Source organism: Cellulomonas uda (genome assembly GCF_006538705.1).
GTDB classification, from domain to species: Bacteria; Actinomycetota; Actinomycetes; order Actinomycetales; family Cellulomonadaceae; genus Cellulomonas; species Cellulomonas uda.
Genome location: NZ_BJLP01000022.1, coordinates 25,350 through 51,613 on the forward strand (window position 1 = coordinate 25,350; position 26,264 = coordinate 51,613).

Genomic DNA, 26,264 nt, shown 5'->3' on the forward strand with positions numbered 1-26,264 from the left:
CTACGAACCCAAGACCGTCCGCAGCGGGCTGAAAACGGACAAATCGGGTAGTCAGACTATCGGCGCCGTTTAGTCAAACTATCTTGCATCTCGACAGTCGTAGACGACGCAGGCGGCGGGGGGTCGCCCTGAGGTGAGCGGCTGGTGACGCTGTTGTAGGGGTCACTGCGGACACATACGACGGCGTACTTAAAGTATCGAAGCGCGATTCTCAAACTAAGTTGCATCTCGACAATAGGCTGCACGTCGACGATGTTGTCAGGCCTGCATGTCGACGAAGCGGCTGAAGTGACCCTGGAACGCGACGGTGATCGTGTCGGTCGGGCCGTTTCGGTGCTTCGCGACGATCAGGTCAGCCTCGCCCGCACGCGGAGACTCCTTCTCGTAGGCGTCCTCACGGTGCAGCAGGATCACCATGTCCGCGTCCTGCTCGATGCTGTTGTGGACGGCGATGCCGTTGGCGATGAAGTTGTGGGTCCCGACGACGGTGGCGTCGAACACCTGCTTCTCCCCCATCGGCTCGACCGCGGCGACCTCCTCCCACAGAAGGTCGTTGACGGCGTCGACCTGCATCTCGACGCGGTCGAGAACGTCGACGACCTGGGCGAGCGGCGCACGGCCCTCCCCCTGTGATCGCACGGCCGCTGCGGTCAGGACGGTGCGGACCTCGTCCCAGAGCCGGACCGGCTCGGTGGCCGTGTCGATGTCTCGCTCCCGGACACGCATGAGCAGGCTTCGAGCCGCGCCTGCGTGGCGGCCCTCGATACCGATCTCCTGCAGGAGGCGCCGGAGGTCGTCCTTCTCGACGACCTCCAGCACAACACCGTCCGCGGACCGGCGGACCCGGGTCGAGATGCCGAACCGCAGCAGCAGACGGCTGACGCCGTCGAGGACGGAGCGCCCGCTCGCGCGCAGCGACACGCGGCCGCTCGACCGTTCCAGCTCGACCCGGCCGTTCTCCGTGAGGAGCGTCCGCAGGAAGAGCGCGATCTGCTGCTTGGGCAGGTGGAACAGCGACGCCGGCATCGACTCACCGAGCTGTGCCCACACCTCGTCGGCCCAGGCCGCCGCGTGCGGGGCAGTCCGCCCGGCGATCATGCGCGCGAGCATGACGACGTCGCGGTCGTCCCAGGCTGCAGTGAGCTCCGGACCCGGGACGTGCCGCGGGACGCCGATGCGAGTGCCCGGCTCGAGCTCACCGAGCGGGGTCCAGCCCTCGTAGGTCAGGAAGGGGTGGTTGGCGGTCGCCGTGACCTCCTTACCCGAGGCGAGGCGCAGCCGGTAGGTCGGCTTCACGCCCGTCGGGAACACATGGGTGAGGTGGCGGCGGACGTACTGCAGTCGCTCGTCGAGCGCCCAGACCGGAACGTCCGTCGCGCGCAACGCGTAGAGCTCGCCGAGCGTCGTCTCCGCGCCGGTGTCCGCGCGCAGGACGCGCGTGTCCTCGGTGAGGCAGCCGGACTCGCGCAGGTCGCTCATCTGCGGCTTCTTGTCCGTGCGCTGCTCCGGGCCTCGGTTCAGCTGCGAGATCGCGATGACCGGGACCTCGAGCTCCTTGGCGAGCAGCTTGAGCGCACGCGAGAACTCGGAGACCTCCTGCTGACGCGACTCGACGCGCTTCCCGGACGTCATGAGCTGCAGGTAGTCGATCACGACGAGCTTGAGGTCGTGACGCTGCTTGAGGCGCCGACACTTGGCGCGGATCTCCATGAGCGACATGTTCGGCGAGTCGTCGATGAACAGCGGCGCGCCGGAGATCTTCCCCATGGTCTGCGCGATCTTCGCCCAGTCGTCCTCGCCCATCTGACCGGTGCGCAGCTTCTGCAGGTGCACGCGCGCCTCGGCGGAGAGCAGTCGCATGACGATCTCGTTGCGACTCATCTCGAGCGAGAACACCACCGCGGCCTGGTTGTGCTTGATCGCAGCCGACCGGACGACGTCGATGCCGAGCGTCGAGTTGTGCGTCGGAACCATCGCCTCGCTCGCGAGGTACAAGTGCGAGGGGTGGGCGATCTCGACGCACCGGACCGGCACGGACTCGACCGGCTCGACCGACACGATGAACCGCTGCCACAGGCGGGGTGTCGAGCGACGACGGCGTTCCTTGTGCACGAGCTTCTTGCGTTCGAGGCCGAAGACCTCGTCGTCGGTCGTGAACGTGATGGTGAAGGCGGTCGACGTCGCTGCGGAGCGTCCGGCCACGGTGCGCGTCGACCACCCCGTGCGGTAGCCGAGCGAGTGCACGAGCTCGCGGACGTCGCACGCGAGGCGCTCGTCGGTCAGCGTGATCTGCGGGCTGCCCGTGGGGTTCACGGTCCCGTCGGTGTCGAGCAGCCCGGCGAGCAGGTCCCGCCGCTGCCGCTCGCTCGCCCTCAGGTAGGCAGCCGGGATGTGCTTGTTGCCGAGCACGCCGAGCGTCCGGAGCCGAGCCTGGACCGTGCCGTGGGCGGAGTGGCACTCCTGGCAGCGCCGCAGGCCGGACGTCTCGCGTCCGCAGTCCGGGCACGTCGGGGCGGGCGCCCCGACGCGCAACACCTTGACCTTCCCCCCGCACGACTTGCCACACGTCCGGACCTGGCGACGCGGGTTCACGTATGTCGTGCCGCAGACCTCGCAGGCGCGGGGCTCGACGTCGTCCTTGGGCAAGGACACGGTGTAGAGGCGGGCGGGGCCGCTCGTCGGCGCCGAGCGCAGCTCGTAGCCGCGGCCCTCGATGTGCATGGCGATCTCGGGGTCGGCGCTGGTGAAGCGCGCGGACGCGGAGTGGCCGTCGCCGAGCCAGACGCCCAGCAGGTAGGGGTCGACGAGGAGGTCGGCGTCCGGGAGGCGCAGCGGGCGCGCGGTCTCGACCGAGTGGTTCGCGCGCCGGTCGGCCGTCGCGCACCGCACCGTGCCGTGGATCTCCTCGGTGGTCCAGATGCTCGGCATCCCGCCGTCCCGCTGGCGTCGATCGGCCCGCGTGCGGGTCGCCCACTGGTGCTGGGCGTCCGCGACGATCGTCGTCCCGTCGTCGAAGGAGACCCGGTAGCAGGGGCGGTCGACCATGACGTCCGTAGCTGCGACGACGGTCGTCGGGGTGCCGTCAGCGGCAAGGAGCTGGTCGCCGACCCGGACCTCCCCCATCGTCGTCCAGCCCGTGGGGGTGGGCAGCGGGGTGTCGAGCGCCAGGGCCTTGCCGATCGCCGGACGGGCGGCGACGACGATCATCTGGCCCGGGTGCAGGCCGTTGGTCAGGCGGTCGAGGTCGGAGAAGCCCGTGGGGACGCCGATCATCCCCTCCCCGCGGTGACCGGCGGCCTCGATCTCGTCGACGGTCCCGCCGATGATCTCCGACAGCGGCAGGTAGTCCTCCGACGAGCGCCGCTCGGTGACGGCGTAGACCTCGGCCTGCGCGTTGTTGACGAGCTCGTCGACGTCACCGCCGTCGGTGCCGTACCCGAGCTGGACGATGCGCGTCCCGGCCTCGACGAGCTTGCGCAGGATCGCGCGCTCGCGCACGATCCGCGCGTAGTAGCCGGCGTTGGCCGCGGTCGGTACCGACGCGATCAGGGTGTGCAGGTACGGGGCGCCGCCGATGCGGGAGAGCTCGCCGCGCTTGGTGAGCTCGTCGGCGACCGTGATGGCGTCCGCGGGCTCACCGCGGCCGTACAGGTCGATGATCGCGTCGTACACGGTCTCGTGCGCGGGGCGGTAGAAGTCCGTGCCGCGGATCTGCTCGATGACGTCGGCGATCGCGTCCTTCGAGATCATCATGCCGCCGAGCACGGACCGCTCGGCCTCGAGGTCCTGCGGCGGGGTGCGGTCGAACTCGCGCCTTCCGGAGTCCGGCTCCGGCGGCATGCCGTACTCGAGCTCTTCGATCGTCACCGTGCGCACCCTGTTCTCTGATTCGCGAACCCGTCGAACATTCGTTCTACATCGACCCGCCCACACACGGCCGAGCGCCGGCGACGGGGAGGAGTTCTCGCGCGAGACTAGGTGCGGCGCGCGGGGTCGCGCGAATCCGGCCTGACGCCTGTGGAAACGCGCCCACGATCCTGTGGACGGCACTGGGGAAGGCTGTGCGTGACGATGTGCACAGGCCGTGGACAGTCCTGTGGATAACGTGGGACGACCCGACGAAACGCCGCTGTGACGAGCGCAGACGAAGTTCAACCGGTGTGGACACCGCAGGGAGCGACCGCCATCTCAGCCAACGGACAGCAACCATCCAGCATCGACCGCCAGATCCTCGCGCTCGCCGTCCCCGCCCTCGGGGCGCTCGTCGCCGAGCCGCTGTTCATCCTCGTCGACTCGGCCGTCGTCGGGCACCTGGGCACCGGCGCGCTGGCCGGACTCGCCCTCGCCTCGAGCGTCCTGCTGACCGTCGTCGGGCTGTGCGTGTTCCTCGCGTACGCGACCACGGCGAGCGTCGCGCGGCGGCTCGGGGCGGGTGACCGGGTGGGTGCGCTGCAGGTCGGCGTCGACGGGCTGTGGCTCGCCGCGGGGCTCGGCACCGTGCTCGCGGTCGCGTTGTGGGCGGCCGCCCCGTGGGTGGTGACGGTGATGGGCGCCGACGACGAGATCGCGCGGCAGGCCGTGACCTACCTGCGCTGGTCGGCGCCCGGCCTGGTGGGCATGCTGCTGGTGCTCGCCGCGACGGGCGCGCTGCGCGGGTTGCAGGACACGCGCACCCCGCTCGGGGTCGCCGTGGCCGGCGCGGTCGTGAACACCGTGCTCAACGTGACATTCGTGTGGGTCCTGGGGTTCGGCATCGCGGGATCGGGCGGCGGCACGGCGCTCACCCAGCTCGGCATGGCCGCCGTGCTCGTCGTCGTCGTGGTGCGCGGCGCGCGGGCGGCCGGATCGTCGCTCCGCCCCGCGGCCGGGGGCATCGGCGCGTCCGCGCGTCACGGCCTGCCGCTGCTCGCGCGGACCGCGACGCTGCGCGGCGCGATCCTGCTCACCACGTGGGTCGCGGCCGGGCTGGGCGCGGTGACCCTCGCGGGACACCAGGTCGTCAGCTCCGTCTGGGGTCTGGCGGCGTTCGCGCTCGACGCCCTCGCGATCGCCGCGCAGGCGCTCGTCGGGCATGCCCTCGGTGCGGGGGACGTGCCGCGCACGCGCGGGATCCTGCGCCGCACCCTCCAGTGGGGCACCGGCGCGGGCGTCGTGCTCGGGATCGTGCTGGGCGGCGCGGCCGCGCTGTACGCGCCGCTGTTCACCACGGACGACGAGGTGCGCCACGCGATCGTCGTCGGCATGCTCGTCGCGGGTGCCTGCATGCCGATCGCCGGCTGGGTGTTCGTGCTCGACGGCGTGCTGATCGGCGCGGGCGACGGGCGGTTCCTCGCGTGGGCCGGCCTCGCGACGCTCGTCGTCTACGTGCCGTTCGCCCTCGCGGTCCGCGCCTACGCCCCACCCGGTGCGCAGGGTCTGCTCTGGCTGACCGCGGCGTTCAGCGGCGTCTTCATGCTCGCCCGCGCCGTGACCACCGGCTACCGCGCGCGCGGCACCGCCTGGATGGTCACCGGCACCTGACCGTCCGGTCCGCACTCGGCGGCTGAGGGTGGCGCGGTGGGCAGGTGGGTGCGTGGGCATGCGGAAGGCCCCCGTCCCGGTGAGGACGAGGGCCTTCCGGTGAGCGTCAGCTCAGGCAGCCACGACCTTGACGGTCACCGTGGCGGCGACCTCCGGGTGGAGGCGGACCGAGACGGTGTACTCGCCCAGGGCCTTGATCGGCTGCGCGATCTCGACCTTGCGCTTGTCGATCGCCGGGGCGCCCGACGCCTTGACCGCGTCCGCGATCTCGGCGGTCGTCACGGCACCGAACAGACGACCGGCGTCGCCGGCCTTCGCCGACACGACGACCGGCTTCGACTGCAGCGAGTCGCGGATGGCCTTCGCGTCGTCGAGCGAGGCGATCTCGCGCGCCTTGCGAGCCTTGCGGATCGCCGTGATGTCCTTCTCCGCACCCTTGGTCCAGGGGGCGGCGAGGTTGCGCGGGATCAGGTAGTTACGGGCGTACCCGTCCTTGACCTCGACCACGTCGCCGGGGGCGCCGAGGCCGGTGACCTCGTGCGTGAGGATGATCTTCGCCATCGTCAGGCCTCCTTCTCAGCGCGCCGACGACGAGTACGGCAGGAGAGCCATCTCGCGGGCGTTCTTGACGGCGCGAGCGATCGCGCGCTGCTCCTGCACGGACACACCGGTCACCCGACGCGCGCGGATCTTGCCGCGGTCGGAGATGAACTTGCGCAGCAGCGCGGTGTCCTTGTAGTCGACAACCTCGATCTTGGCTGCCTTGAGCGGGTTCTGCTTCTTCTTGGGCTTACGAACAACGGCCTTGGCCATCGCGGTGCTCCTGTCTCTGGAGCCCCGGGCGTTGCCATGCCCGGGGATGTGGTGTCTGGGGGTTCGAGGGACCTCGTGCGGGACCGTGCGTCAGACGCGCGGGACCGCGGGGCCGGTCAGAACGGGGGCTCGTCCGAGTAGCCGCCGCCCGCGGGCGTGGCCCACGGGTCGTCGCCGGCCGAGCCGGACGACTGGCCGCCACCGGAGTAGCCGCCGCCGCCACCGCCGCCGAAGCCACCGCCGCCGCCACCCGAACGCTGGGTCCGGGTGACCTTGGCCGTGGCGTAGCGCAGCGACGGGCCGACCTCGTCGACCTGCAGCTCGACGACCGTGCGCTTCTCGCCCTCACGTGTCTCGTACGAGCGCTGGACGAGGCGACCGGTCACGATGACGCGGGTGCCCTTGGTGAGCGACTCCGCCACCGACTCCGCCGCCTCCCGCCAGATCGAGCAGCGCAGGAACAGAGTCTCGCCGTCCTTCCACTCGTTGCTCTGACGGTCGAACGTGCGCGGCGTCGACGCGACGGTGAAGTTGGCCACGGCCGCACCCGACGGGGTGAAGCGCAGCTCCGGGTCCCCGGTCAGGTTCCCGATCACCGTGATGACGGTCTCACCAGCCATGCCAGCTCCTCGCTCGATTCCGAACTGCTTCGACGTAGGTCCTTCGAGGTGGTGAGCACGCTAGGCGCGCCCACCCACAGGTCACGCCTCGCGGCGGAGGACCTTGGTGCGCAGGACGACCTCGTTGAGGCCGAGCTGACGGTCGAGCTCCTTGGCCGTCGCCGGCTCCGCGGTGAAGTCGACCACCGCGTAGATGCCCTCGGACTTCTTCTTGATGTCGTACGCCAGGCGGCGGCGACCCCAGACGTCCACCTTGTCGACCGAGCCGCCGTCGGTCTTGACGACCGTCAGGTACTTGTCGAGCGACGGGGCGACGGTGCGCTCCTCGATCTCGGGGTCGAGGATGATCATGATCTCGTACTGACGCAGGCTCATACCCACCTCCTCTGGTCTCAGCGGTCACGGTCGTTCCGTGACAGGAGGGTTCTCGTGCGTCGCTGCGGCGGCCCGGTCCTCGTCGGACCCGGTCGCCGTCCCGCGTCCCCGCCGATGGCGGCAAGGGTGAGCGGGCACAGCAATGTTCTAGCCTACCGGCCCGGCTCCGCGGCGGCGAAATCGTCGGGCTGTGGACGACGAGGCGTCACGCACCCCCACCGTCTCCCCCGCCCTCCTCCTCCTGCGCCGGCGGTGCCTCCGTCGGGGCAGGAGTCTGCGTCGGCGTCGGGTCCGGCTTCGGGTCCGGCTTCTTCGTCGGCTGGGGCTTCGGGCCAGACGAGACGACGAGCGTCACCTGCGACCCGACCGGCAGCCGCGTGCCCGCCGCCGGGTCGACCGAGATGACCCGGCCCGCCGCGACGTCGTCGGACGGCTTGGTCACGATCACCGGCTCCAGGCCCACCGCGAGCAGCGCGGCCGTCGCGTCGCCCTGCGTCTTGCCCTGCAGTCGGTACGGCACCTTCGCGGTCGCGTCCTGCGTCGGCTCGGTCGTCGGCGCGGTCGTCGGCGACGGCGTGGGCGAGGGCGTCGTCGTCGGACGCTGCGTGGGCTTGTCGCCCACGTCCGCGCGCGGCGGGAAGTCCCGCTCCTTCGCGAACTGCTCCATCTGCAGCACCGGGCCCATGTAGTCGGCCCACAGGTGCGCGGGGATCGACGCACCCGTCACCTCGACGAGCTTGCCGCCCCACGGGCTCGGCCCGAACGGCGTGATGCTGTTCCACGACCTGCCGTCGTCACCGACCTGGCTGAGCGCGACCGACGTCGCGAGCGTCGGGGTGTACCCCACGAACCACGCCGAGATGTTGCCGGTCGAGGTGCCCGTCTTGCCGGCCACCGGGACGCCCAGCGGCTTGATGTACGGCTCGCCGGAGCCCCGCTCGACGACCTGCGTCATGGCGTACGTCGCGTCCGCCATGACGTCCTGCTCGAAGCGGCGCTCGGGGTTGCCGTCGGTCTCGTAGTTGACCGAGCCGTTGGCGTTGAGGACCTTCGCGACGACGTGCGCGTCGTGGTGCACGCCCTGCGCCGCGAACGTGGCGTACGCGCTCGCCATGTCGAGCGGGTGCACGGTCGCGGAGCCCAGCACGTTCGCGGGGTTGTCCTGGACGGGGGTCGTGACGCCCGCCGCGTTCGCCACCGCGGCCGTCTTGTCGGCCCCGACCTCGAGGTTGAGCTGCGCGTACACCGTGTTGACGGAGTCCGCGGTCGCGTCGACGAGGTCCATCGTGCCGTAGGACGTCCCGCCGAAGTTCGTGACCTGCTTGTCGCCGTCGCCCCAGCCGTCGAGCGTCATCGGCGAGCGGCCGGAGTAGCGCTTGTCCAGCGAGATCCCGCTCTGCAGCGCCGCGACGAGCGTGAACGGCTTGAACGTCGAGCCGGCCTGGACGCCGTCGCCGTACGTCGCCCAGTTGATCTGGTCGGTCAGGAAGTCCGGACCGCCGTACAGCGCGACGACGCCACCCGTGGCCGGGTCGACCGACGACGCGGCGATCTTCAGGTTCGGCGACGGCGGGGTCTCACCGTCGGTGAGCTCACCCTTCAGGAGCCGACCGACCGACGTGAGGAGCTGGTCCTGCACGGGCTTCTGGATGGTCGTGACGACCTTGTACCCGCCGCGGTCGAGCTTCTCCTTGGAGATGTTGATGGCCTCGCCGGCCATCTCGTCCTCGACCATCTTCAGGAGGTGACCGTCGGGGCCCTCGTACTTCGACGAGCGCACGTACTCGACCGTCTCGGGGAACGCGGCCTCGTCGTGCTGCTTCTTGGTGATGTGGCCGTCCTCGAGCATCCGGTCGATGACGATCTGCCAGCGCGCCTGCGCCTGCTGCGGACGGACCGCCGGGTCCCAGTTGTTGGGCGACGGGATGATCGCGGCGAGCATCGCGGCCTGCGAGATCGTCAGGTCCTTGGCGTCGACGCCGAAGTACGACTGCGCCGCCGCCTGGATGCCGTACGAGTCGCGGCCGAAGTAGATGGTGTTGAGGTAGCGGCCGAGGATCTCCGGCTTCGACTCCTGGTTGGTGATCTTCACGGCCAGGAGGACCTCGCGGAACTTGCCGACGTAGTCCGTCGTCGTCTTGTCCACGTAGTACCGCTCGACGTACTGCTGCGTGAGCGTCGAGCCACCCTGCTTGTCGCCCCCGCGCACGTTGTTGAGGAACGCGCGCGCCATACCGGTCAGCGACACGCCCTTGTTGTCGTAGAACGTGCGGTCCTCGGCGGCGACCACCGCGTTGCCGACCCACTCCGGCAGCGTGTCGAGCTCGACGATCTCGCGCTTCTGCACGGCGAACGTGCCCAGGACGGTGGACCCGTCCGCGTAGTACACGGTCGTCGTCTGCGCCTGCACGTCCTCGCCCGGCTTGGGCACGTCGATCGTCGCGTAGGCGGCGACGACGGCACCGGCGACCAGGAACACGCCGCTGAGGAACGAGCCCAGCATGAACCGCCACGACGGCAGCCAGCGGTGCAGGCCGGTGTACCCCGAGCGCGGGTAGTCGAAGAACTTGCGCTTGCGGGTGCCTGCGGAGCCGGCGCTGGTCGAGCGGGCGCGGGAGCCACGCGGCGTGCTGCGGCGCGACCGGGAGGACGCGCGGGAGGAGCCGGCCAACGTGATGCCTTCCTGACGACGACGAGGGGCGTGCGCTGCGGCGACGCGCGTCGGCCGGGGGGCTCGACGGGGTGCGCAGCGGACGCGCCGCCCAGTATGCGCGAGAAGGCCTGGCGTGGGACGCCTCGTCGGGAGTCGTCCCAGGACCTTTCACAGGATCGGCACGCCGGCCGCGCGGCAGCGGGCCCGGGGTGCGGCCGGGGTGTGGGGCGGGTCACGCGGGGCGCCGGGCGCGGGCGACTTGTGTCCGACGAGCGGCGCGGCATAGTCTGCGCGATGTATCGAGTTGATACATCGCTTCAGTAGATCGCCCCGGATACATCGGACGGACGTCCGTGAGCGGGAGCCCCAGCCTAGAGGAGGTGCCAGGAGTGCGCGGTCGTTCCGACGTGCTCGAGCCGGCGATCCTCGGGCTGCTGCACGAGTCGCCCATGCACGGGTACGAGCTGCGCAAGCGGCTCAACCTCGTCCTCGGCTCGTTCCGGGCGTTGTCGTACGGGTCGCTGTACCCGTGCCTGAAGTCGCTCGCCGAACGCGGCTGGATCGTGGGGACCGAGTCCCCGGCGGACCCGCACGCGGTCGGGAGCAAGCGCGCCCGGATCGTCTACCAGATCACCGCGGACGGCAAGGAGCACCTGCAGTCGGTGCTCGCCACGTCCGGCCCCGCGGCCTGGGAGGACGAGAACTTCGACGTGCGGTTCGCGTTCTTCGCGCAGACCGACGCCGAGACCCGGCTGCGGATCCTCGAAGGTCGGCGCACCCGCCTGACCGAACGCCTCGAGACGATCCGCCAGTCCGTCGCCCGCACCCGCGAGCGCATGGACGAGTACACGCTCGAGCTGCAGCGCCACGGCCTGGAGCAGGCCGAGCGCGAGGTCCGTTGGCTCGACGGGCTCATCGACAACGAGCGTGGCGTCCGCCGCGCGCGTCCCGCCGGCACCGGTCACCGCGCCGGCGCCACGTCCACCGCCGACGGCGAGCACGCCGCTCCGGCCAGATCCACCGAGAAGGAGCGAGGATGACCTCCATCCGCGTCGCCATCGTCGGCGTCGGCAACTGCGCCGCGTCGCTCGTCCAGGGCGTTCACTACTACGCCGACACGCCGGCCGACGGCAAGGTCCCCGGGCTCATGCACGTGCAGTTCGGCGACTACCACGTCAAGGACATCGAGTTCGTCGCTGCCTTCGACGTCGACGCGAAGAAGGTCGGCTTCGACCTGTCCGAGGCGATCGTCGCGTCGGAGAACAACACCATCAAGATCACGGACGTCCCGCCGCTCGGCGTGACCGTCCAGCGCGGCCACACGCTCGACGGCCTCGGCAAGTACTACTCCGAGACCATCGAGGAGTCGGACGCCGAGCCGGTCGACATCGTCCAGACGCTCAAGGACAACAAGGTCGACGTCCTGATCTGCTACCTGCCCGTCGGGTCCGAGGCCGCCGCGAAGTTCTACGCGCAGTGCGCCATCGACGCGAACGTGGCGTTCGTCAACGCGCTGCCCGTGTTCATCGCGTCCGACCCGGAGTGGGCCGCGAAGTTCGAGGCCGCCGGTGTCCCGATCGTCGGCGACGACATCAAGTCGCAGGTCGGCGCGACCATCACGCACCGCGTGCTCGCCCGCCTGTTCGAGGACCGCGGCGTCATCCTGGACCGCACGTACCAGCTGAACGTCGGCGGCAACATGGACTTCAAGAACATGCTCGAGCGCGAGCGCCTGGAGTCCAAGAAGATCTCCAAGACGCAGGCCGTGACGTCGAACCTCGAGGACGGCCCGCTGGCCGGCAAGAAGGAGGACCGCAACGTCCACATCGGCCCGTCGGACTACGTCGCGTGGCTCGACGACCGCAAGTGGGCGTACGTCCGCCTCGAGGGCCGCGCGTTCGGCGAGGTGCCCCTGAACCTCGAGTACAAGCTCGAGGTGTGGGACTCCCCGAACTCGGCCGGCATCATCATCGACGCGCTGCGCGCGGCGAAGATCGCCAAGGACCGCGGCATCGGCGGCCCCATCCTGTCCGCCGCGACGTACTTCATGAAGTCGCCGCCGGTGCAGATGGAGGACGGCAAGGGCCGTGCCCAGCTCGAGGCGTTCATCCGCGGCGAGATCGAGCGCTGACCTGCGCCTGACCTCCGCCTGACGGACCTGCGGGAGGGCCCCGACGCACCGCGTCGGGGCCCTCCCGCTGTCTGCCTCCGGTCCTCCGTGCCAGGCCGCGACGACGTCCGGGCCCTCAATGGGTGGAGAAGCGCTCGCCAGGTGAGCGTTTCTCCACCCGTTGGCGTCCCCGGGGGGCTGTGGATGGGGCCGACGCGCGTGGGGTGTCGTCGGGCAGGGTCGGGGCGTGGAGCGCGGGGGGCGGGTCGCCGGGCTGCCTGCCGTGCGGGGCATGGCGCCCGAGGTGCGCCGCACCGTCGTGCGGCAGGACGCCGTGGTCACCACCGCACAGCTCGTCGGCTGGGGGTACGCGTCCGCGACCGTGCGGCGGCGGGTCGCCTCCGGGGACTGGCAGCGACCGTTCCGCGGCGTCGTCGTGCTGCAGTCGGGTCCGACGAGCTGGCGGCAACGGGCGCGCGCGGCGCTGCTGTACGCAGGGCCGGGTGCCGCCCTGACGCACCGGTCCGCCGCGTACCACCACGGTGTGGTGCGCGACCCGGGTCCCGTCGTGCACGTCGTCGTGCCGCACGCGCGCGCCGTGACCGCCCAGCGCGGGCTCGTCGTCCACCGCACGCGACGCACCCGCTGGTCCGGAGGTGTCCTGCCCGCCGTCGAGCCCGCCGAGGCCGTCCTCGACATGCTCGCCGACGCGGCCACCCCACCGAGGGCCGGGACGACAGCCGTGCGGCGGGAGGTGACGGACGCGGTCGTCGGGCTGATCTGCGACGCGGTGCGCGGCGGCGTGCGGCCCGAGGCGCTGCTGTCGCACGCGCGGCGGCGCGGACGGCTGCCGGGACGGGCGCTGCTGCTCGCGATGCTCGACGAGGTGCGCGCGGGGGTCGAGTCACCGCTCGAGCACCGGTTCACGCGGGACGTGGAGCGCGCGCACGGGCTGCCGCGGGGCGTGGCGCAGCGGTGGGAACGCGTCGACGGCCGGTGGATCCGCGCGGACCGCGTGTACGTCGGGCTCGGGGTGCGGGCCGAGCTCGACGGGAGCCTGGCGCACCCGTTCGGCGCGACCGACGACGACGTGTGGCGCGACAACGCCGTCCTGTTGACCAGCGGTGACACCACGCTGCGCTACCGCTGGCGCCACGTGGCCGTGACCCCCTGCGCCACGGCCGCCCAGCTCGCCGCGGCGCTGCGCGCCCGAGCCTGGCGAGGCCACCCCCACCCCTGCTCCCCCACCTGCCCGCTGACGGCCTGAGCCCGACCCGCCGTCGCAACGGGTGGAGAAACGCTCGTGTGATGAGCGTTTCTCCACCCGTCGGCGGCACGCGGGGGTGGGTCAGCGGGCGACGATCCAGCTGAGCATGCCCGGGCGGTCGCCGCGGTTGTCGACCGGGAAACCGAGCAGCGCCCGCGCGTCGCCCGTGGCCGGGTCGTGCACGGTCAGCGTCGAGGGGGCCTGCTCGCCGTTGCAGCCCTGCTCGCCCTTGACGTACACGAGCCCGCCCGCGACCTGCGGCGTCGTCGCGAGGAACAGCCCGCTCTGGGTCTCCTCGACCGGGGTGAGGGACCCGTCCCGCTCGCGCAGGTACGTCCCCGCGCTGCCGCACGCCTCGACGTCGCCCGGCTGGAACGTGTCGCCGACGAGCACGCCGTCGGACAGCCACTGCGGCGAGTTCAGGTACGGGTCGCGGGGGCCGACGGCGGCGGCCGCGGTCCGCTGCGGCTCGTCGCCGGACAGGTCGATCTCGACCTCGTCGAACCCGGCGTCCCACGCGGTGCCCTCGGCGCAGCGCGCCAGCAGCGTCGACGCGTCGAGCCACGCCGCGACGTCGCAGTTCTCGTCCCCGTGGACCAGCGGGTACGGGCCGTCCACGTCGCCAGTGTCCAGGTCCACGACGTCGTACGAGTGACGCTCGGAGGACATGAGGTCGTCGCGGCTGCCGATCATGCGGTGACCGGTCGGGTCGACGAGCCGCAGGCTGTCACGCGGCGCGTCGTACACGTCCCGGCTGCCGCCGTCGTCCTCGAGCACGACGAAGCCGCCGTCGAACCAGAGCTCGCCGTCCGCGACGCGGCTCACGAAGTCGGAGTCCGGCGCCAGACCCCGGGCGTCGGCGGTGACCGTGCCGTCCGCGAGGTCGAGCAGCGCACGCTGCGCGGACCCGTCGACGACCTGCCGCACCACCGCGGTCGCGTCGGGGGCGTCCCAGTCCAGCACCTCGAGCTGCGACCCGGCCCGGACACCCGGGACCCGGTAGGAGTCGCCCTCGGGCGAGGTCAGGAGCACCACGTCGCCGCCCGGGTCGCGCACGCCCTCGGGGTCGGACGTCTCGGCGAGGTGCACGCTCAGCACCCAGCCCTCGTCGGCGTCGGACAGCACGCCCGGGGTGAGCTCGCGGTACGGCGGGATGCCGGGGGTCTCGACGAGCGGGCCCTGGGTCACGCCGTGCGTGGCCGGGTCGACCGGCGCGCCGCGGTGCGCACCCGCGAGCAGCGCACCACCCGCGAACGCGGCGACCGCGGCGACGCACAGCGCGGCGGTCTGCGTGTGCCGCACGGCGCGGCGGCGCCGGACCCCGCGCCGGGCGCGCTCGAGCGGCCCGTCGGCGGTCAGACCGTCGAGCGCACGCTCGTCGGCGTCCGCCACGGCCTGCAGGAACTCGTTCAGGTCACGCACCACGGCGCGCCTCCTTCGGCTGGACGTTCGGCTGGGCGTTCGGCTGGACGACGATCGACTCGGCGTCCGCGGACGTGGTCCCGAGCGCCGCGTTGAGCAGCGAGACCCCGTCGGACGTGTAGCGCTTCACGGCGCCTTCGGAGATGCCGAGGGACTGCGCGGTCTCGCGGATGGTCATGTCGTCGAGGTAGCGCAGCACCACGCACGCCCGCACCCGCGGGGCGAGCACGGACAGCGCGTCGACGAGCTCACGCGTCAGGCCCGGCAGGTCGATCTCGACGACCGTCGCGCGCTCCCCCGCGAGCCGACGGTGCACGTCACGCTCCCGGCCGAGCCGCCGTGCACGGTCGACGTACTTGGTCGCGATCGCCCGGCGGACGTAGTGCTCGGCCTCCGCGACCGACTCGAAGCGCGCGCGGCCGCCGAACGTGGCGACCAGCGCGTCCTGCACCAGGTCCTCCGCGTCGTGGCGTGTGCCGCACAGCAGCGTCGCCCGCGACAGCAGGCGCGGGTATCGCTCCCGCACCAGCTGGTCGAGCATCGGTTCCCACCGACGGATCATGGGTCCCCCCGGTCGTCTTGGTCCGTCCCTCGGACAGTGTGAAGAACGCCGGGTGCGCCGTGCGGGTTGGGGTCGAGGGTCGGCCGGTCACGTGACGTGGCCCACGGCGGCACGACGACGAGCGCGCGGGCGTCGCGACCGGCGGTCCCACGGGTGCGAGGATGACGCGCGTGCAGGTGATCGCGGACCTCAAGGCGCTGTGGCCGCTGCGGGGGTTCCGCAGGCTCCTGTCGGTGCGGCTCGTCAGCCAGTGCGCCGACGGCATGTTCCAGGTGGGCCTCGCGACGCTGTTCTTCTTCTCCCCCGAGAACGCGACGACCGCCGGGGGCGTCGCGGCCGCGTTCGCGGTGCTGCTGGCGCCGTTCACGATCGTCGGACCGTGGGCGGGCGTGCTGCTCGACCGGTGGCCACGCCGCCAGGTGCTGCTCGTCGGGAACGTGGTGCGGCTCGTGCTGACGCTCGCGACCGCGGCCGTGATGGTGACCGCCGGCGTCGGGCCCGCGGTGTACGTGCTCGCGCTCGTCGTGCTGTCCGTCAACCGGTTCCTGCTGTCCGCGCTGTCCGCGTCGCTGCCGCACGTCGTCGAGGGACGGCTGCTGCTCACCGCGAACTCCGTGACGCCGACGCTCGGCACCGCCGCGAACGGCATCGGCAGCGCCGTCGGGCTCGTGCTCGGCTGGGTGCTCCCGGCGGGCTCGACGCGAGACGGCGCGGCGCTCGTCCTCGCCTCGCTCACCATGGGTGCGGCCGCCGTCGTCGCCGCAGGCTTCGCGCGGGACCGGCTCGGTCCCGACGAGGAGTCCGACGCCGCCCGGATGACGGCCGCGCTGCTCGTCCTGCTGCACGGTCTCGTCGAGGGCGCCCGCTACCTCGTCGCGCGCCGCACCCCCGGGCTGGCGCTCGGTGTCATGGCGTACCACCGGTTCCTGTACGGCGTCGTGTTCATCGCGAGCATCCTCATCTCCCGCAACCTGCTCGCCGACCCGGCCGACGCCGCGCAGGGGCTCGCCACGTTCGCGACCGTGCTCGGCGCGACAGCCCTCGGGTTCGCGCTCGCGATCGTCCTGACGCCCACGCTCTCCCCGCGCACCGGCCTGCACGTGTGGATCACCGGCTGCCTGCTGCTCGCGGCGGTCAGCCAGGGGGTGCTCGCGTTCACCTACGCGCGTGGTCCCGTGCTCGCCGCCGCAGCGCTGCTCGGCCTCGCCGCGCAGGGCACCAAGATCGCCGTCGACACCATCGTCCAGCGCGACACCGGCGACGCGTACCGCGGGCGGGCGTTCGCGCTGTACGACGTGCTCTACAACGCGGCCTTCGTCGGGGCCGCCGCGCTCGCCGCCGCGACCCTGCCCGACACCGGATGGTCCGCCGGGCTGTTCGTCGTCCTGGCGCTCGGCTACCTCGTCGGCGCGCTCGGGTACGGCCTCGCGACCCGCCGCCACCCCGTCCCCGTACCGGTCCCTGCCGCGTAGTCGCACGTCAGAACGTTTCAGACGCCCGCGCGGACGTCCGGTATCGCTACGGTTGCGGTCCGTGCCCCGCAGACACCGGATCATCCCCCTCGTCCCGGTCCTCGCGACGCTCCTGGCCGCCGGCTGCGGCACCGCCGCCGCCCCCGGCTCCGCGGACATCGCCCTCACCTACGCCGACGAGAGCGGCCGGCAGCAGGAGCTCAGCATCCAGGCCGACGCGACCGTGTGCACCGACGACATCACCCCCGACCGTCGGCGCCTCGCCACCGCCGACGGCGCGGTCGCCGCGCTCGTCGACCCGCTCGGCGAGGCGCAGGTCCGGGTGCGGATCGACGACGAGCTGACGTTCCAGTCGACGACCGCCGGCCGCGGCGACCGCGACGGGCTCCGGCTCGAGGACGTGGAGGGCATCGTGGTGCGCATCCCCGTGTCCGGGATCCAGAAGAAGATCAGCGAGGGCGCCCGCATCACCGGAACCCTCGACTGCCCCGCCTAGGAGCGGGCGGACCACCAGGCGCGCAGCTCGGACTCGGCGCGCTCGGGGCCGAGCGGGCCGTGCTCCATGCGCTGCGCGAGGAGGAACTTGTACGCCTCGCCGACCTCGCGCCCGGGCTTCAGGCCCAGGATCGCCATGATCTGCGTGCCGTCGAGGTCGGGGCGGATGGAGTCGAGCTCCTCCTGGTCCTTCAGGCGGGCGATGCGCTCCTCGAGGTCGTCGTACGCGGCGGACAGGCGCTGCGCCTTGCGGACGTTGCGCGTGGTGCAGTCCGACCGCGTGAGCCGGTGCAGCCGCTCGAGCAGCGGGCCGGCGTCGGTGACGTAGCGGCGCACCGCGGAGTCGGTCCACCCGCCCTCGCCGTACCCGTGGAACCGCAGGTGCAGCTCGGTGAGCCGCGCGACGGCCTGCACGGTCGCCTTGTCGTAGCGCAGGGCCTTGAGCCGCTTCGCGACGAGCTTGGCGCCGACCATCTCGTGGTGGTGGAACGAGACACCGCCGCCCGGCTCGAACTTGCGGGTGCGGGGCTTGCCGATGTCGTGCAGCAGCGCGGCGAGCCGCAGCACCAGGTCCGGGCCGGGGACGGCGCCGTCGGGACCGGTCTCCAGCGCGATCGCCTTGTCGAGCACGGTCAGCGAGTGCTCGTACACGTCCTTGTGGCGGTGGTGCTCGTCGATCTCCAGGCGCAGCGCCGGCAGCTCGGGCAGCACGTGGTCGGCCAGGCCCGTCTCGACGAGCACCTGCAGGCCGAGGCGCGGCTGCGCGGACAGCAGCAGCTTGGACAGCTCGTCACGCACACGCTCGGCGGAGACGATCGCGATGCGCTCGGCCTGCTCGACGACCGCCGCGAGCGCCGCGTCGTCGACCGTGAAGCCGAGCTGGGCGGCGAACCGTGCGGCGCGCATCATGCGCAGCGGGTCGTCGTCGAACGACTGCCGCGGGTCCACCGGTGTGCGCAGCGTGCGGCGCGCGAGGTCCTCGAGCCCGCCGAACGGGTCGACGAACGTCAGCTCGGGCAGCCGCACGGCCATCGAGTTGACCGTGAAGTCGCGGCGCGACAGGTCGCCCTCGAGCGAGTCGCCGAACACGACCTCGGGCTTGCGCGACGTCGGGTCGTACGCGTCGGTGCGGTAGGTGGTGACCTCGACGACGACATCCTCACCCCCGCGCCGCCTGCCGAACCGCCGCGCGCCGATCGTGCCGAACTCCCGGCCGATGTCCCAGTGCGCGTCACCCCAGCGCGCGAGCAGCGCCTGCGTCTCGTCGGGCGTCGCCGACGTCGTGAAGTCCAGGTCCGACGACGCGCGCCCCAGGAACGCGTCCCGCACGGGCCCCCCGACGAGCGCGAGCTCGTGACCCGCGTCCCGGAACAGCTCGCCGAGCTCGAGGGCGTCGGCCGGCAGCGTGGCGAGCACGCCGAGGGCGCGCTTCTGCAGCGCGAGGAGGGAGGGCGTGTCGTCGGGCACCCGCCCGATTCTAGGTGGCGCGGGCGCCCACCCCGCCGGTGGGTTCGGGTCCGACCGGAGCAAGTCGTTACAGTGGCACGCATGTCCGGCGCCGCGCACCCGTCCCCTCAGCGGGGCGTCCCGGCGCCGCCCGGAGGGCACCGGCTGCACGCCCCGCGGCCCGTCACGCCCCCGCGGCCGTCCGGCCCCGCCGCGGCACCGCTGCCCGTGGTGGACGAGACGTCGGCGGGCGGGCTCGTCGTGCAGCTGCGCGACGGCGTCTACCACGCGGCCGTGATCGCCCGCCGCAACCGCGGCGGACGGCTCGAGTGGTGCCTGCCGAAGGGCCACCTCGAGGGCGAGGAGACGCCCGAGGAGGCCGCGGTCCGCGAGATCGCCGAGGAGACCGGCATCCGTGGGCAGGTGCTGCGCCGGCTCGGCGTGATCGACTACTGGTTCTCCGGCGACGACCGCCGCGTCCACAAGGTGGTGCACCACTTCCTGCTCGGCGCGGTCGGCGGCACGCTGACCGTCGAGGGGGACCCGGACGGCGAGGCCGAGGACGCGGCGTGGGTGCCCGTCTCGATGCTGCCGGACCGGCTGGCGTACCCGAACGAGCGCCGGCTCGCCGAGGCCGCGCTCGTGGTGCTCGTCGGCGAGGCATGACCGGCGTCGAACCCCGGCCGGCACGCACGCGGGCGCCGTCGCCGGGCCGGGTCCGCGCGGCCCTGGCCGCGGTGCTGGCGCTCGCCGCCGCGCTCGTCGTCGCCCCCGCCGTGGCGCGCACCTCGAGCGCGCGCGCGGCCGACGAGGCGGTCGTCGACGTGCGCATCGTCTCGATCGCCCCGCAGGTGCTCGAGCCCGGTGAGGACCTGCGGGTGACGGTCGAGGTCACCAACACGACGAGCGCCCCCGTCGAGGACGCCCGCGCCGTGCTGTGGCTCAACCGGTTCCGCATGGGCTCGCGCGACGAGGTCGCCGCGTGGGCGGACCGCGGGCTCGACGAACCCGCGGGGCAGTCCGAGATCTCGGTGGACCTCACCGAGCCGCTCCTGCCCGACGCGGCGCGCACCGTGACGCTGACGCTGCCCGCGGACCAGGTCCACCTGACGAACCTGCCCGGCCTGTGGGGTGCGCGCGGCATGGCCGTCGAGGTCGCCGCGCGCGGCGAGCGGCTGGGGCTCGAGCGGACGTACATCCTGTGGAACCCGACCGACGACCAGCCGCCGCGCGTGCCCGTGTCGGTCGTCCTGCCGTTCGTCGGCCCCGCGAACGCCCCCGTCGCGGCGCCCGCGCCCGACGACCTGCCCGGCAAGGACCCCTCCGACGCGCCCACCGCGACCGAGGGCGCCGCCGAGCCGACGTCCGCCGCCGCAGCCGCGGCCCGCGCGGCCGACGACGACCTCGACGCGCTCACCGCACCGGGCGGACGCCTGCGCGCGATGCTCGAGGCCGCGACGGTCGACGAGGACGTCACGGTCGTCGTCGACCCGTCGCTCCTGCCGCTCGCGGAGTCCGGCAGCGCGTCCTCGCAGCGGTTCGCGCAGCGCCTGCGCGCCGCGATCGCGAGCCACGACTCCTACGGCCTGCCCTGGGCGGACCCGGACGTCGCCGCGGTGCAGCACGCGGGCCAGGGCGCGTTGCTGCAGGTCGCCGCGGACCGCACGCAGGCCGAGCTCGAGAGCAGCGAGCACCTGCTGCTGTGGGCGGCGGACGCGGGCACGCCCGACGACGTGACGCTGGCCGCGGTCTCCGGCGCGGGCGCCGCGGCGATCCTGGCGCCGCCGGCCCCGACCGCGGGCGCGTCCGGCTCGTCGTCCGAGGTCGCGCCCGACCGCTCGTCCGCCGCGTCCGGGGTGTCGTCCGACGACGCCTCCGACTCCGTGCGGACGTTCGAGGCGGGCGTCGGGCCCGTGACGACCGTCGTGCCGGACGCGGTGCTCTCGCGGCTCGTCGTGGGCGGCACCGCCACGGGCGACGGCACGTCCGGGAGCACGTCCGGGAGCACGCCCGCGAGCATCGCGCAGCGCGTGCTCGCCGAGCTCGCGGTCGTCTCGCACGAGGAACCCTCACCCGCGGGCGTCGTCGTCGCCACCGACCGCCTGACCGCGCCCGACAGCGCGGTCCTGGGCGCCGTGACGAGCGCGCTCGGCGCCGCGCCCTGGACCCGCACCGCCACCCTGTCCGAGGTGCTCGCGGAGCCGCGCGACGCGCGCGCCGACCGCGCCCCGGCCAGCACCACCGACCGCGACGAGCTCGACCCCGCCGCCGTGACGGCCCTCGCCGACGCGCGCGAGGCCGCGCGCTCGTTCAGCGAGGTGCTCGACGACCCCGACGCGTTCCTCGCCGGCATCGACGACCAGGTGCTCGCCCCCCTCGCGGTCGCCTGGCGGGCCGCACCCCGCGAGCGCGCCGAGCTGGTCGAGCAGACCGTCGAGCAGGTGCTCGCCCGGACCACCGGGCTGTCGATCGTCGAGACCAGCGACCTCAACGTCATCGCGACGACGAGCGACCTGCGCCTCACGGTGCGCAACGAGCTCGCCGTGCCCGTGCGCGCCAGGCTCGTCGTCGACCCCCGCAAGGCGTGCCTCACGGTCGGCGGGTTCGCCACGCCCGTCCTCGAGCCCGGCGACACGTCGGTCACGGTGCCGCTGGAGGCGCACGCCAACTGCGACGTGCTCGTCGAGGTGCAGCTGGTCGGCCCCGCCGGGCAGGACGTCGCCGAGCCCATCGCGTTCTCCGCGCGCGTCTCGCCCACGATCGAGAGCGTCGGCACGGTCGTCGTCGGCATCCTGCTGGCGCTCGGGCTCGCGCTCGGCATCGCGCGCACGGTCCGGCGCGGGCAGAGCGCCCGCCGCGGGGCGCGCACCGTCTCGGAGTCGACCGGTCCCGTGACGCTGCCCGTCCTGGGCGGCACCCCCGCCGACGACGAGAGCCTCGCCGAGGGCACCGGCCCCGACGACGCGCCTGCCGGGGCCGACGACGACGCGCGCGCGGGCGAGGCGTCCGACGAGGGTGCCGCACGGTGAGCGACGCACCGGCCGATGACGGGCGCATGCGCCGCGGCGCGGCGCTCATGGCGTCCGGCACCGCCGTCTCCCGCCTGCTCGGGCTCCTGCGGTCGATGGTGCTGTTCGCCGCGATCGGCGCGACCGGCCAGGCCGCGGACGCCTTCGCCGTCGCCAACAAGCTCCCCAACGTCATGTACATGCTGCTCGTCGGCGGCGTCCTCAACGCGGTCCTCGTGCCGCAGGTGGTGCGCGCCTACAAGAGCGGCGCGGGTCAGGTCTACGTCGACAAGCTGCTGACCTTCGGGTTCGTCGTCCTCGCCGGCCTCACCGCCGTGCTCACGCTCGCCGCCCCGCTGCTCGTGCGGCTCTACGCGGACGCGGCCAGCCCGGCACAGATGGACCTGGCCGTCACGTTCGCGTACTGGTGCGTGCCGCAGGTCTTCTTCTACGGCGTGTACGCGCTGCTCGGGCAGGTGCTCAACGCACGGTCCTCGTTCGGGCCGTACATGTGGGCGCCCGTCGTCAACAACGTCGTGTCGATCGTCGGGTTCCTCGTGTTCATCGTCGCGTTCGGCGCGGTGCCCGAGTCCGGGTACGGCACCGCGCAGGCGTGGGGCACCTCGCAGGTCGTCGTGCTCGCCGGCGCCGCGACCCTCGGCGTCATGGCGCAGGCGCTCGTGCTGTTCCCCGCGCTGCGCGCCGCCGGCGTGCGCTACCGGCCCCGGTGGGGCGTGCGGGACGCCGGGCTGGGCCAGGCCGGCCGGGTCGCGACGTGGACGCTCGTCGGGCTCGCCGTCGGGCAGCTCGCGTACGTCGTCGTCTCGCGCGTCGTCTCGCAGGCGCCCGGTGCCGCGGACCGCGCCACCGACGTCGCGTCCAACGCCGCGTACGACGCGGCCTTCCTCATCTTCATGCTGCCGCACTCGCTCGTCACCGTGTCGCTCGCGACCGCGCTGTTCACGCGCCTCGCCGAGCAGGCGCACGACGGGGACTCGCGCGCCGTGCGCGCCACGCTGTCCTACGGCATGCGCGTCGTCGGCGTGTTCACCGTGCTCGCCGCCGCCGTCCTCGCGGTGCTCGCGATCCCCGTCACGCAGCTGATCCTTCCCTCCGCGACCGCCCAGGCCACCGACGCGGTCGCCCAGGTCGTCGTCGCGATGGTCGTCGGGCTGCCCGCGTTCGGCGCGTGGTCCATGTGCCAGCGCGTGTACTACGCGTACGAGGACACCCGGTCGATGGTGCCCGTGCAGGTCGTCATGGCGATCGTCGTCGTGCTCGGCGCGCTCGTCGGACGCGTCGTGCTGCCCGCGACCACCTGGGTCGTCGGCGTGGGTGTCGCGATGAGCGTGTCCTACCTCGTCGGGTCCGTCGTCGCGCTGCGGCACCTGCACCAACGGCTGCACGGCGTCGACGGCGGGCGCGTGCTGCGCCTGCACCTGCGGGCCGTGCTCGCCGCGGTCCCCGCGACCGTCGTCGGCCTCGGCCTCCTGCTGCTGCTGTCCTGGCTGCTCCCGGCGGGCTTCGTCACCGCGGCCGTGAAGTGCCTGCTCGTCGGGCTCGTCATGGTCCTCGTCTACGTCAAGGTCCTGCGCGCCCTGCGCGTCCGCGAGCTCGACGACCTGCTGCGGCCCGTCGTCGGGCGGCTCTCCGGCGTGCGCCCGCTGCGCCCCCTGCTGCGGATCCTCACCCCCGCCGCCCCGCCCGCCCCCGAGCCGGAGCCCGACGACGCCGGCGCCCCCGCGCGCACCCCGCGCCGCGCGACCTCCCAGCCGCACTACCCGCTCACCCCGTGGGCCGCGTGGCCCGACGGCGGCGGGGGCGTGCCGATGGTCGCCGAGGCCCCGCCCGGGGCGGCGCCGCTCGTGCCCGAGCTGCCGCCCGCTCCACGTCCCCCGCGCACCGCGCGGTCGCGCCCGCACTACCCGCCCGGGCACCCGCTGTACCGGCCGAGCCGGCCCCTGTCCGACTGGCTGGGCGAGCAGGGCGACCCGGGGTCCTTCCCCGGCCCCGACCGTGGCCCCGACCCGGGCTCCGAGCCGGGTTCCGACCCGCAGTCCGGGCCGTGGGACGACGGGCGTCCGTCCCCAGGTGGACCGCGGACCCCCGGGGGCCCCGTCTAGAGTGCTGGCAGGGCCCCGACCAGGGGTCGATGCGACGACGACGCAGCGCACGGAGGTGCACGTGAGCGAGGTGGTCGGACCCGGCACCGTGCTGTCCGGGCGGTACCGGGTGCGCGAGCAGGGCACCTGCGACGTGCCCGGGGTGTCCGTCTGGCACGCCACCGACCAGATCCTCGACCGGCCCGTGCGGGCCGTCGTGCTCTCCTCCGGAGCGGTCTCCGCCGCGCTCGACGGCGCGCGACGCGCCGCGCTCGTCTCCGACCCGCGGCTCACCCGCGTCCTCGACGTCGGCACGCACGACCGGCTCGGCTACGTCGTCACCGAGGACGTCGCCGGCCCGACGCTCGCCGAGCTCGTCGCGCGCGCCCCCCTCACGCCCGAGCAGGCCCGCGCGGTCGTCGGCGAGGCCGCCGCCGCGCTCGAGGTCGCCCGCCGGCGCGGGCTGCACCACCTCGCGCTGCGCCCGCGCTGCCTGCACCTCGTCGGCCCCGGGCGGGTCATGATCACCGGCCTCGGCATCGACGCGGCCGTCCTCGGCGTCGCGGACGGCGACGCCCGCACGACGAGCCGGCGGGACGCCGTCGACCTCGTCCGGCTCCTCTACACCGCGCTCACCGGCCGCTGGCCGGCGACGTCGAGCGACGCGATCGCACCCGGCGTGGCCTCCGCGCCCGGGAACGCCGGCGTGCCCGTGCCGCCGGTCGAGCTCGTCGCCTCCGTCACCAACGACCTGGACACGCTGTGCGCCGTCACGCTCGGGCCGCACGACGACGGGCCCCACACGCCCGGCGACCTCGTGCGTGAGCTCGAGCCGTGGGGTGCGATCCGTGCGGTGCAGGGCGGCGCCGAGGCATCGACCATCGCCCTGCCACCAGCCGTCCCGCCCGCCGCGGCGTCCGCTGCGCCACCCGCAGTGCGAGGCGCCGGTGCGCCAGCCGTCGCGCCCGCCGGGACGGCGGTCGAGACTGGTCCCGGACACGCCCACGAGGGAGCCGCTGTGACCGACGACCGCGACACGACGAGCACGCCGCCGACCGGCACACCGGTGGGCTCGACCGACCCGACCCAGGTGCTCGGCAGCGCTGCGGCCATCGCCGAGGCCGCCGGGGCTGCCGCAGCCGGCGACGACGCGGCGGCGCGCGGCATGCGGGAGGCCACCCCCGAGGACGACCTGCAGGACACCGCGCCCATCCGCGTGCAGCGGCAGTCCGTGCGGGACGCGTTCGGCGACGACTCGTCCCCCGCCGTGAACCGGCCCGGCACTCCCCCGCCCGCCGCGCCGCTGCGCACCTCGGCGTTCGGCGGCTCCGCGGTCGCCCCGCCCGTCGGCTCGGGTCCCGCGCGCATCTCGACGCGGCCGGGCGCACCCGTCACGGAGGTGTCCGGCCCGGGCGCCACGATCCCGCTCGGCTCGATCCGCGCGTCCGTGCCGCCGTCAGGTCCCGCCTCGCCTCCGCCGTCGGTTCCGCCGGGCGGCCACCAGGGTCCCGGGGCGGGGTCCGGCGGCGGAGCTGCCGGCGCGGCGGGCGCCGGCTCCGGTGGGTCGCAGCCTCCCGTCGTGCCGCCGGGTGGCGGCTCTCCGTGGCCCGGTCCGTCGTCGGGCGACGACGACTTCTCGTCCGTGATGGGCGAGGTGGGCGACGAGCCGCCGCGTCGACGCGCGTTCGACCCGACCGCGCTCGTGCTCGCGGTCGTCGGCATCGGTGTGGTCATCGGCGTGGTGCTCGCGTTCAAGGCGCTGTTCTCGTCGCTCGACACGGGTGCCCCCGAACCGCGGCCCCAGGCCACGGCGTCCGAGCAGACCACCTCGGGTGAGCAGGAGCCGACCGGCGAGGCGACGGGAGAGCCGACGGGCGAGGAGTCGACGCCGCCCGCCTCCGGGGCGAAGCCCGTGATCGCGTCCGCGCGCAGCGTCGACCCGTCGGACGACGACGGCGAGCACGAGGAGGCCGTCGGCCGCGCGTTCGACGGCGACACGTCCACGTACTGGTACACGATGACGTACCAGCAGGCGAACTTCTCCGGCTTCAAGGACGGCGTCGGGTACGTGATGAAGCTCGAGGAGCCCGCGCTGGTCTCGACCGTCACGCTCAAGACCGGCTCGGAGGGCGGGAAGTTCCAGATCACCACCGGCGGGGCCGACGACCCGAGCGGCGGCGAGGTGCTCGGTTCCGGGTCGTTCGGTCCGGAGGTGACCGTGGAGCTCGACAAGCCGACGGAGACCGACGTCGTCACGCTGTGGATCAGCGAGCTGCCGGCCGCGGCGGACGGGTCGTTCCGGCTCGAGCTCAACGAGATCTCGCTCGGCTGACGTTCCGCACGCGGTGCGGTGACGCCTCGACGCACCACCTCGTCCACAGCGAGAGGCGCGGCGGTGG

19 protein-coding genes are annotated in these 26,264 nt (G+C 73.4%); 10 read left to right on the top strand and 9 right to left on the bottom strand.

From position 1 onward, the window contains the following. Window positions 1–258: 258 nt before the first annotated feature. The gene (gene dnaB / locus CUD01_RS07960) at window positions 259–3,840 is read right to left on the bottom strand and encodes a replicative DNA helicase (protein WP_166772077.1); all 3,582 of its coding nucleotides are present in this window, start codon (window positions 3,838–3,840) and stop codon (window positions 259–261) included. A gap of 318 nt (window positions 3,841–4,158) precedes the next feature. Between dnaB and CUD01_RS07965 the strand changes: the two genes are divergently transcribed. Continuing rightward, a complete protein-coding gene (locus tag CUD01_RS07965) occupies window positions 4,159–5,520 on the top strand; it encodes an MATE family efflux transporter (protein ID WP_141320112.1) in 1,362 nt (453 codons plus the stop codon). Between the two features lie 111 nt (window positions 5,521–5,631). On the opposite strand, the gene rplI is transcribed toward CUD01_RS07965, so the two are convergent. From rplI to CUD01_RS07990, 5 genes are all read right to left on the bottom strand, one after another. After that, the gene (gene rplI / locus CUD01_RS07970; protein ID WP_094181456.1) at window positions 5,632–6,081 is read right to left on the bottom strand and encodes a 50S ribosomal protein L9; all 450 of its coding nucleotides are present in this window, start codon (window positions 6,079–6,081) and stop codon (window positions 5,632–5,634) included. A 15-nt stretch (window positions 6,082–6,096) separates the two neighbouring features. Beyond that, window positions 6,097–6,333, bottom strand: coding sequence for a 30S ribosomal protein S18 (rpsR, locus tag CUD01_RS07975; RefSeq protein ID WP_013885186.1), 237 nt, complete (start codon window positions 6,331–6,333; stop codon window positions 6,097–6,099). Between the two features lie 116 nt (window positions 6,334–6,449). Next, on the bottom strand, window positions 6,450–6,953 hold the full coding sequence (locus CUD01_RS07980; protein ID WP_141320114.1) for a single-stranded DNA-binding protein: 504 nt from the start codon (window positions 6,951–6,953) through the stop codon (window positions 6,450–6,452). 81 nt (window positions 6,954–7,034) lie between these two features. After that, window positions 7,035–7,328 carry a 30S ribosomal protein S6 gene (gene rpsF / locus CUD01_RS07985; protein WP_094181454.1) on the bottom strand — a complete coding sequence of 98 codons (294 nt, stop codon included), beginning with the start codon at window positions 7,326–7,328 and terminating at the stop codon, window positions 7,035–7,037. Between the two features lie 205 nt (window positions 7,329–7,533). After that, complete coding sequence (locus CUD01_RS07990; protein ID WP_141320116.1) at window positions 7,534–9,999, bottom strand: penicillin-binding protein; 2,466 nt, start codon at window positions 9,997–9,999, stop codon at window positions 7,534–7,536. 371 nt (window positions 10,000–10,370) lie between these two features. On the opposite strand from CUD01_RS07990, the gene CUD01_RS07995 reads away from it, so the two are divergent. From CUD01_RS07995 to CUD01_RS08005, 3 genes are all read left to right on the top strand, one after another. Continuing rightward, window positions 10,371–11,021, top strand: a complete 651-nt coding sequence (locus CUD01_RS07995; RefSeq protein ID WP_094181452.1) for a PadR family transcriptional regulator — start codon at window positions 10,371–10,373, stop codon at window positions 11,019–11,021. Then, window positions 11,018–12,112 (top strand): inositol-3-phosphate synthase, encoded by a 1,095-nt coding sequence (locus tag CUD01_RS08000; RefSeq protein ID WP_094181451.1) that lies wholly within the window; start codon window positions 11,018–11,020, stop codon window positions 12,110–12,112. Before CUD01_RS07995 ends, CUD01_RS08000 begins: the two co-directional genes overlap by 4 nt. A 226-nt stretch (window positions 12,113–12,338) precedes the next feature. Next, the gene (locus CUD01_RS08005) at window positions 12,339–13,358 is read left to right on the top strand and encodes a hypothetical protein (protein WP_244937710.1); all 1,020 of its coding nucleotides are present in this window, start codon (window positions 12,339–12,341) and stop codon (window positions 13,356–13,358) included. An 81-nt stretch (window positions 13,359–13,439) separates the two neighbouring features. Here CUD01_RS08005 and CUD01_RS08010 read toward each other — a convergent pair whose 3' ends face one another. Beyond that, window positions 13,440–14,783 (bottom strand): hypothetical protein, encoded by a 1,344-nt coding sequence (locus CUD01_RS08010; RefSeq protein ID WP_141320118.1) that lies wholly within the window; start codon window positions 14,781–14,783, stop codon window positions 13,440–13,442. Further along, window positions 14,773–15,321 (bottom strand): sigma-70 family RNA polymerase sigma factor, encoded by a 549-nt coding sequence (locus CUD01_RS08015; RefSeq protein ID WP_243861005.1) that lies wholly within the window; start codon window positions 15,319–15,321, stop codon window positions 14,773–14,775. The genes CUD01_RS08010 and CUD01_RS08015 overlap by 11 nt, the downstream gene beginning before the upstream one ends. A 182-nt stretch (window positions 15,322–15,503) precedes the next feature. Here CUD01_RS08015 and CUD01_RS08020 point away from each other — a divergent pair, with 182 nt between their 5' ends. Both CUD01_RS08020 and CUD01_RS08025 read left to right on the top strand, forming a co-directional pair. Further along, on the top strand, window positions 15,504–16,814 hold the full coding sequence (locus CUD01_RS08020; RefSeq protein WP_166772056.1) for an MFS transporter: 1,311 nt from the start codon (window positions 15,504–15,506) through the stop codon (window positions 16,812–16,814). A gap of 61 nt (window positions 16,815–16,875) precedes the next feature. After that, window positions 16,876–17,310, top strand: a complete 435-nt coding sequence (locus tag CUD01_RS08025) for an LPS-assembly lipoprotein LptE (RefSeq protein WP_141320122.1) — start codon at window positions 16,876–16,878, stop codon at window positions 17,308–17,310. Here the strand turns inward: CUD01_RS08025 and CUD01_RS08030 are convergent. Then, on the bottom strand, window positions 17,307–18,776 hold the full coding sequence (locus CUD01_RS08030; protein WP_198303463.1) for a CCA tRNA nucleotidyltransferase: 1,470 nt from the start codon (window positions 18,774–18,776) through the stop codon (window positions 17,307–17,309). The two genes, CUD01_RS08025 and CUD01_RS08030, sit on opposite strands and share 4 nt — an antisense overlap. Window positions 18,777–18,857: 81 nt before the next feature. Between CUD01_RS08030 and CUD01_RS08035 the strand changes: the two genes are divergently transcribed. From CUD01_RS08035 to CUD01_RS16510, 4 genes are all read left to right on the top strand, one after another. Beyond that, on the top strand, window positions 18,858–19,421 hold the full coding sequence (locus tag CUD01_RS08035) for an NUDIX hydrolase (RefSeq protein WP_174773851.1): 564 nt from the start codon (window positions 18,858–18,860) through the stop codon (window positions 19,419–19,421). Beyond that, complete coding sequence (locus CUD01_RS08040) at window positions 19,418–21,784, top strand: DUF6049 family protein (RefSeq protein ID WP_141320124.1); 2,367 nt, start codon at window positions 19,418–19,420, stop codon at window positions 21,782–21,784. Before CUD01_RS08035 ends, CUD01_RS08040 begins: the two co-directional genes overlap by 4 nt. Then, the gene (murJ, locus tag CUD01_RS08045; RefSeq protein ID WP_244937711.1) at window positions 21,781–23,886 is read left to right on the top strand and encodes a murein biosynthesis integral membrane protein MurJ; all 2,106 of its coding nucleotides are present in this window, start codon (window positions 21,781–21,783) and stop codon (window positions 23,884–23,886) included. Before CUD01_RS08040 ends, murJ begins: the two co-directional genes overlap by 4 nt. A 61-nt stretch (window positions 23,887–23,947) precedes the next feature. After that, window positions 23,948–26,197, top strand: coding sequence for a protein kinase family protein (locus CUD01_RS16510; RefSeq protein ID WP_166772057.1), 2,250 nt, complete (start codon window positions 23,948–23,950; stop codon window positions 26,195–26,197). Window positions 26,198–26,264: the final 67 nt, after the last annotated feature.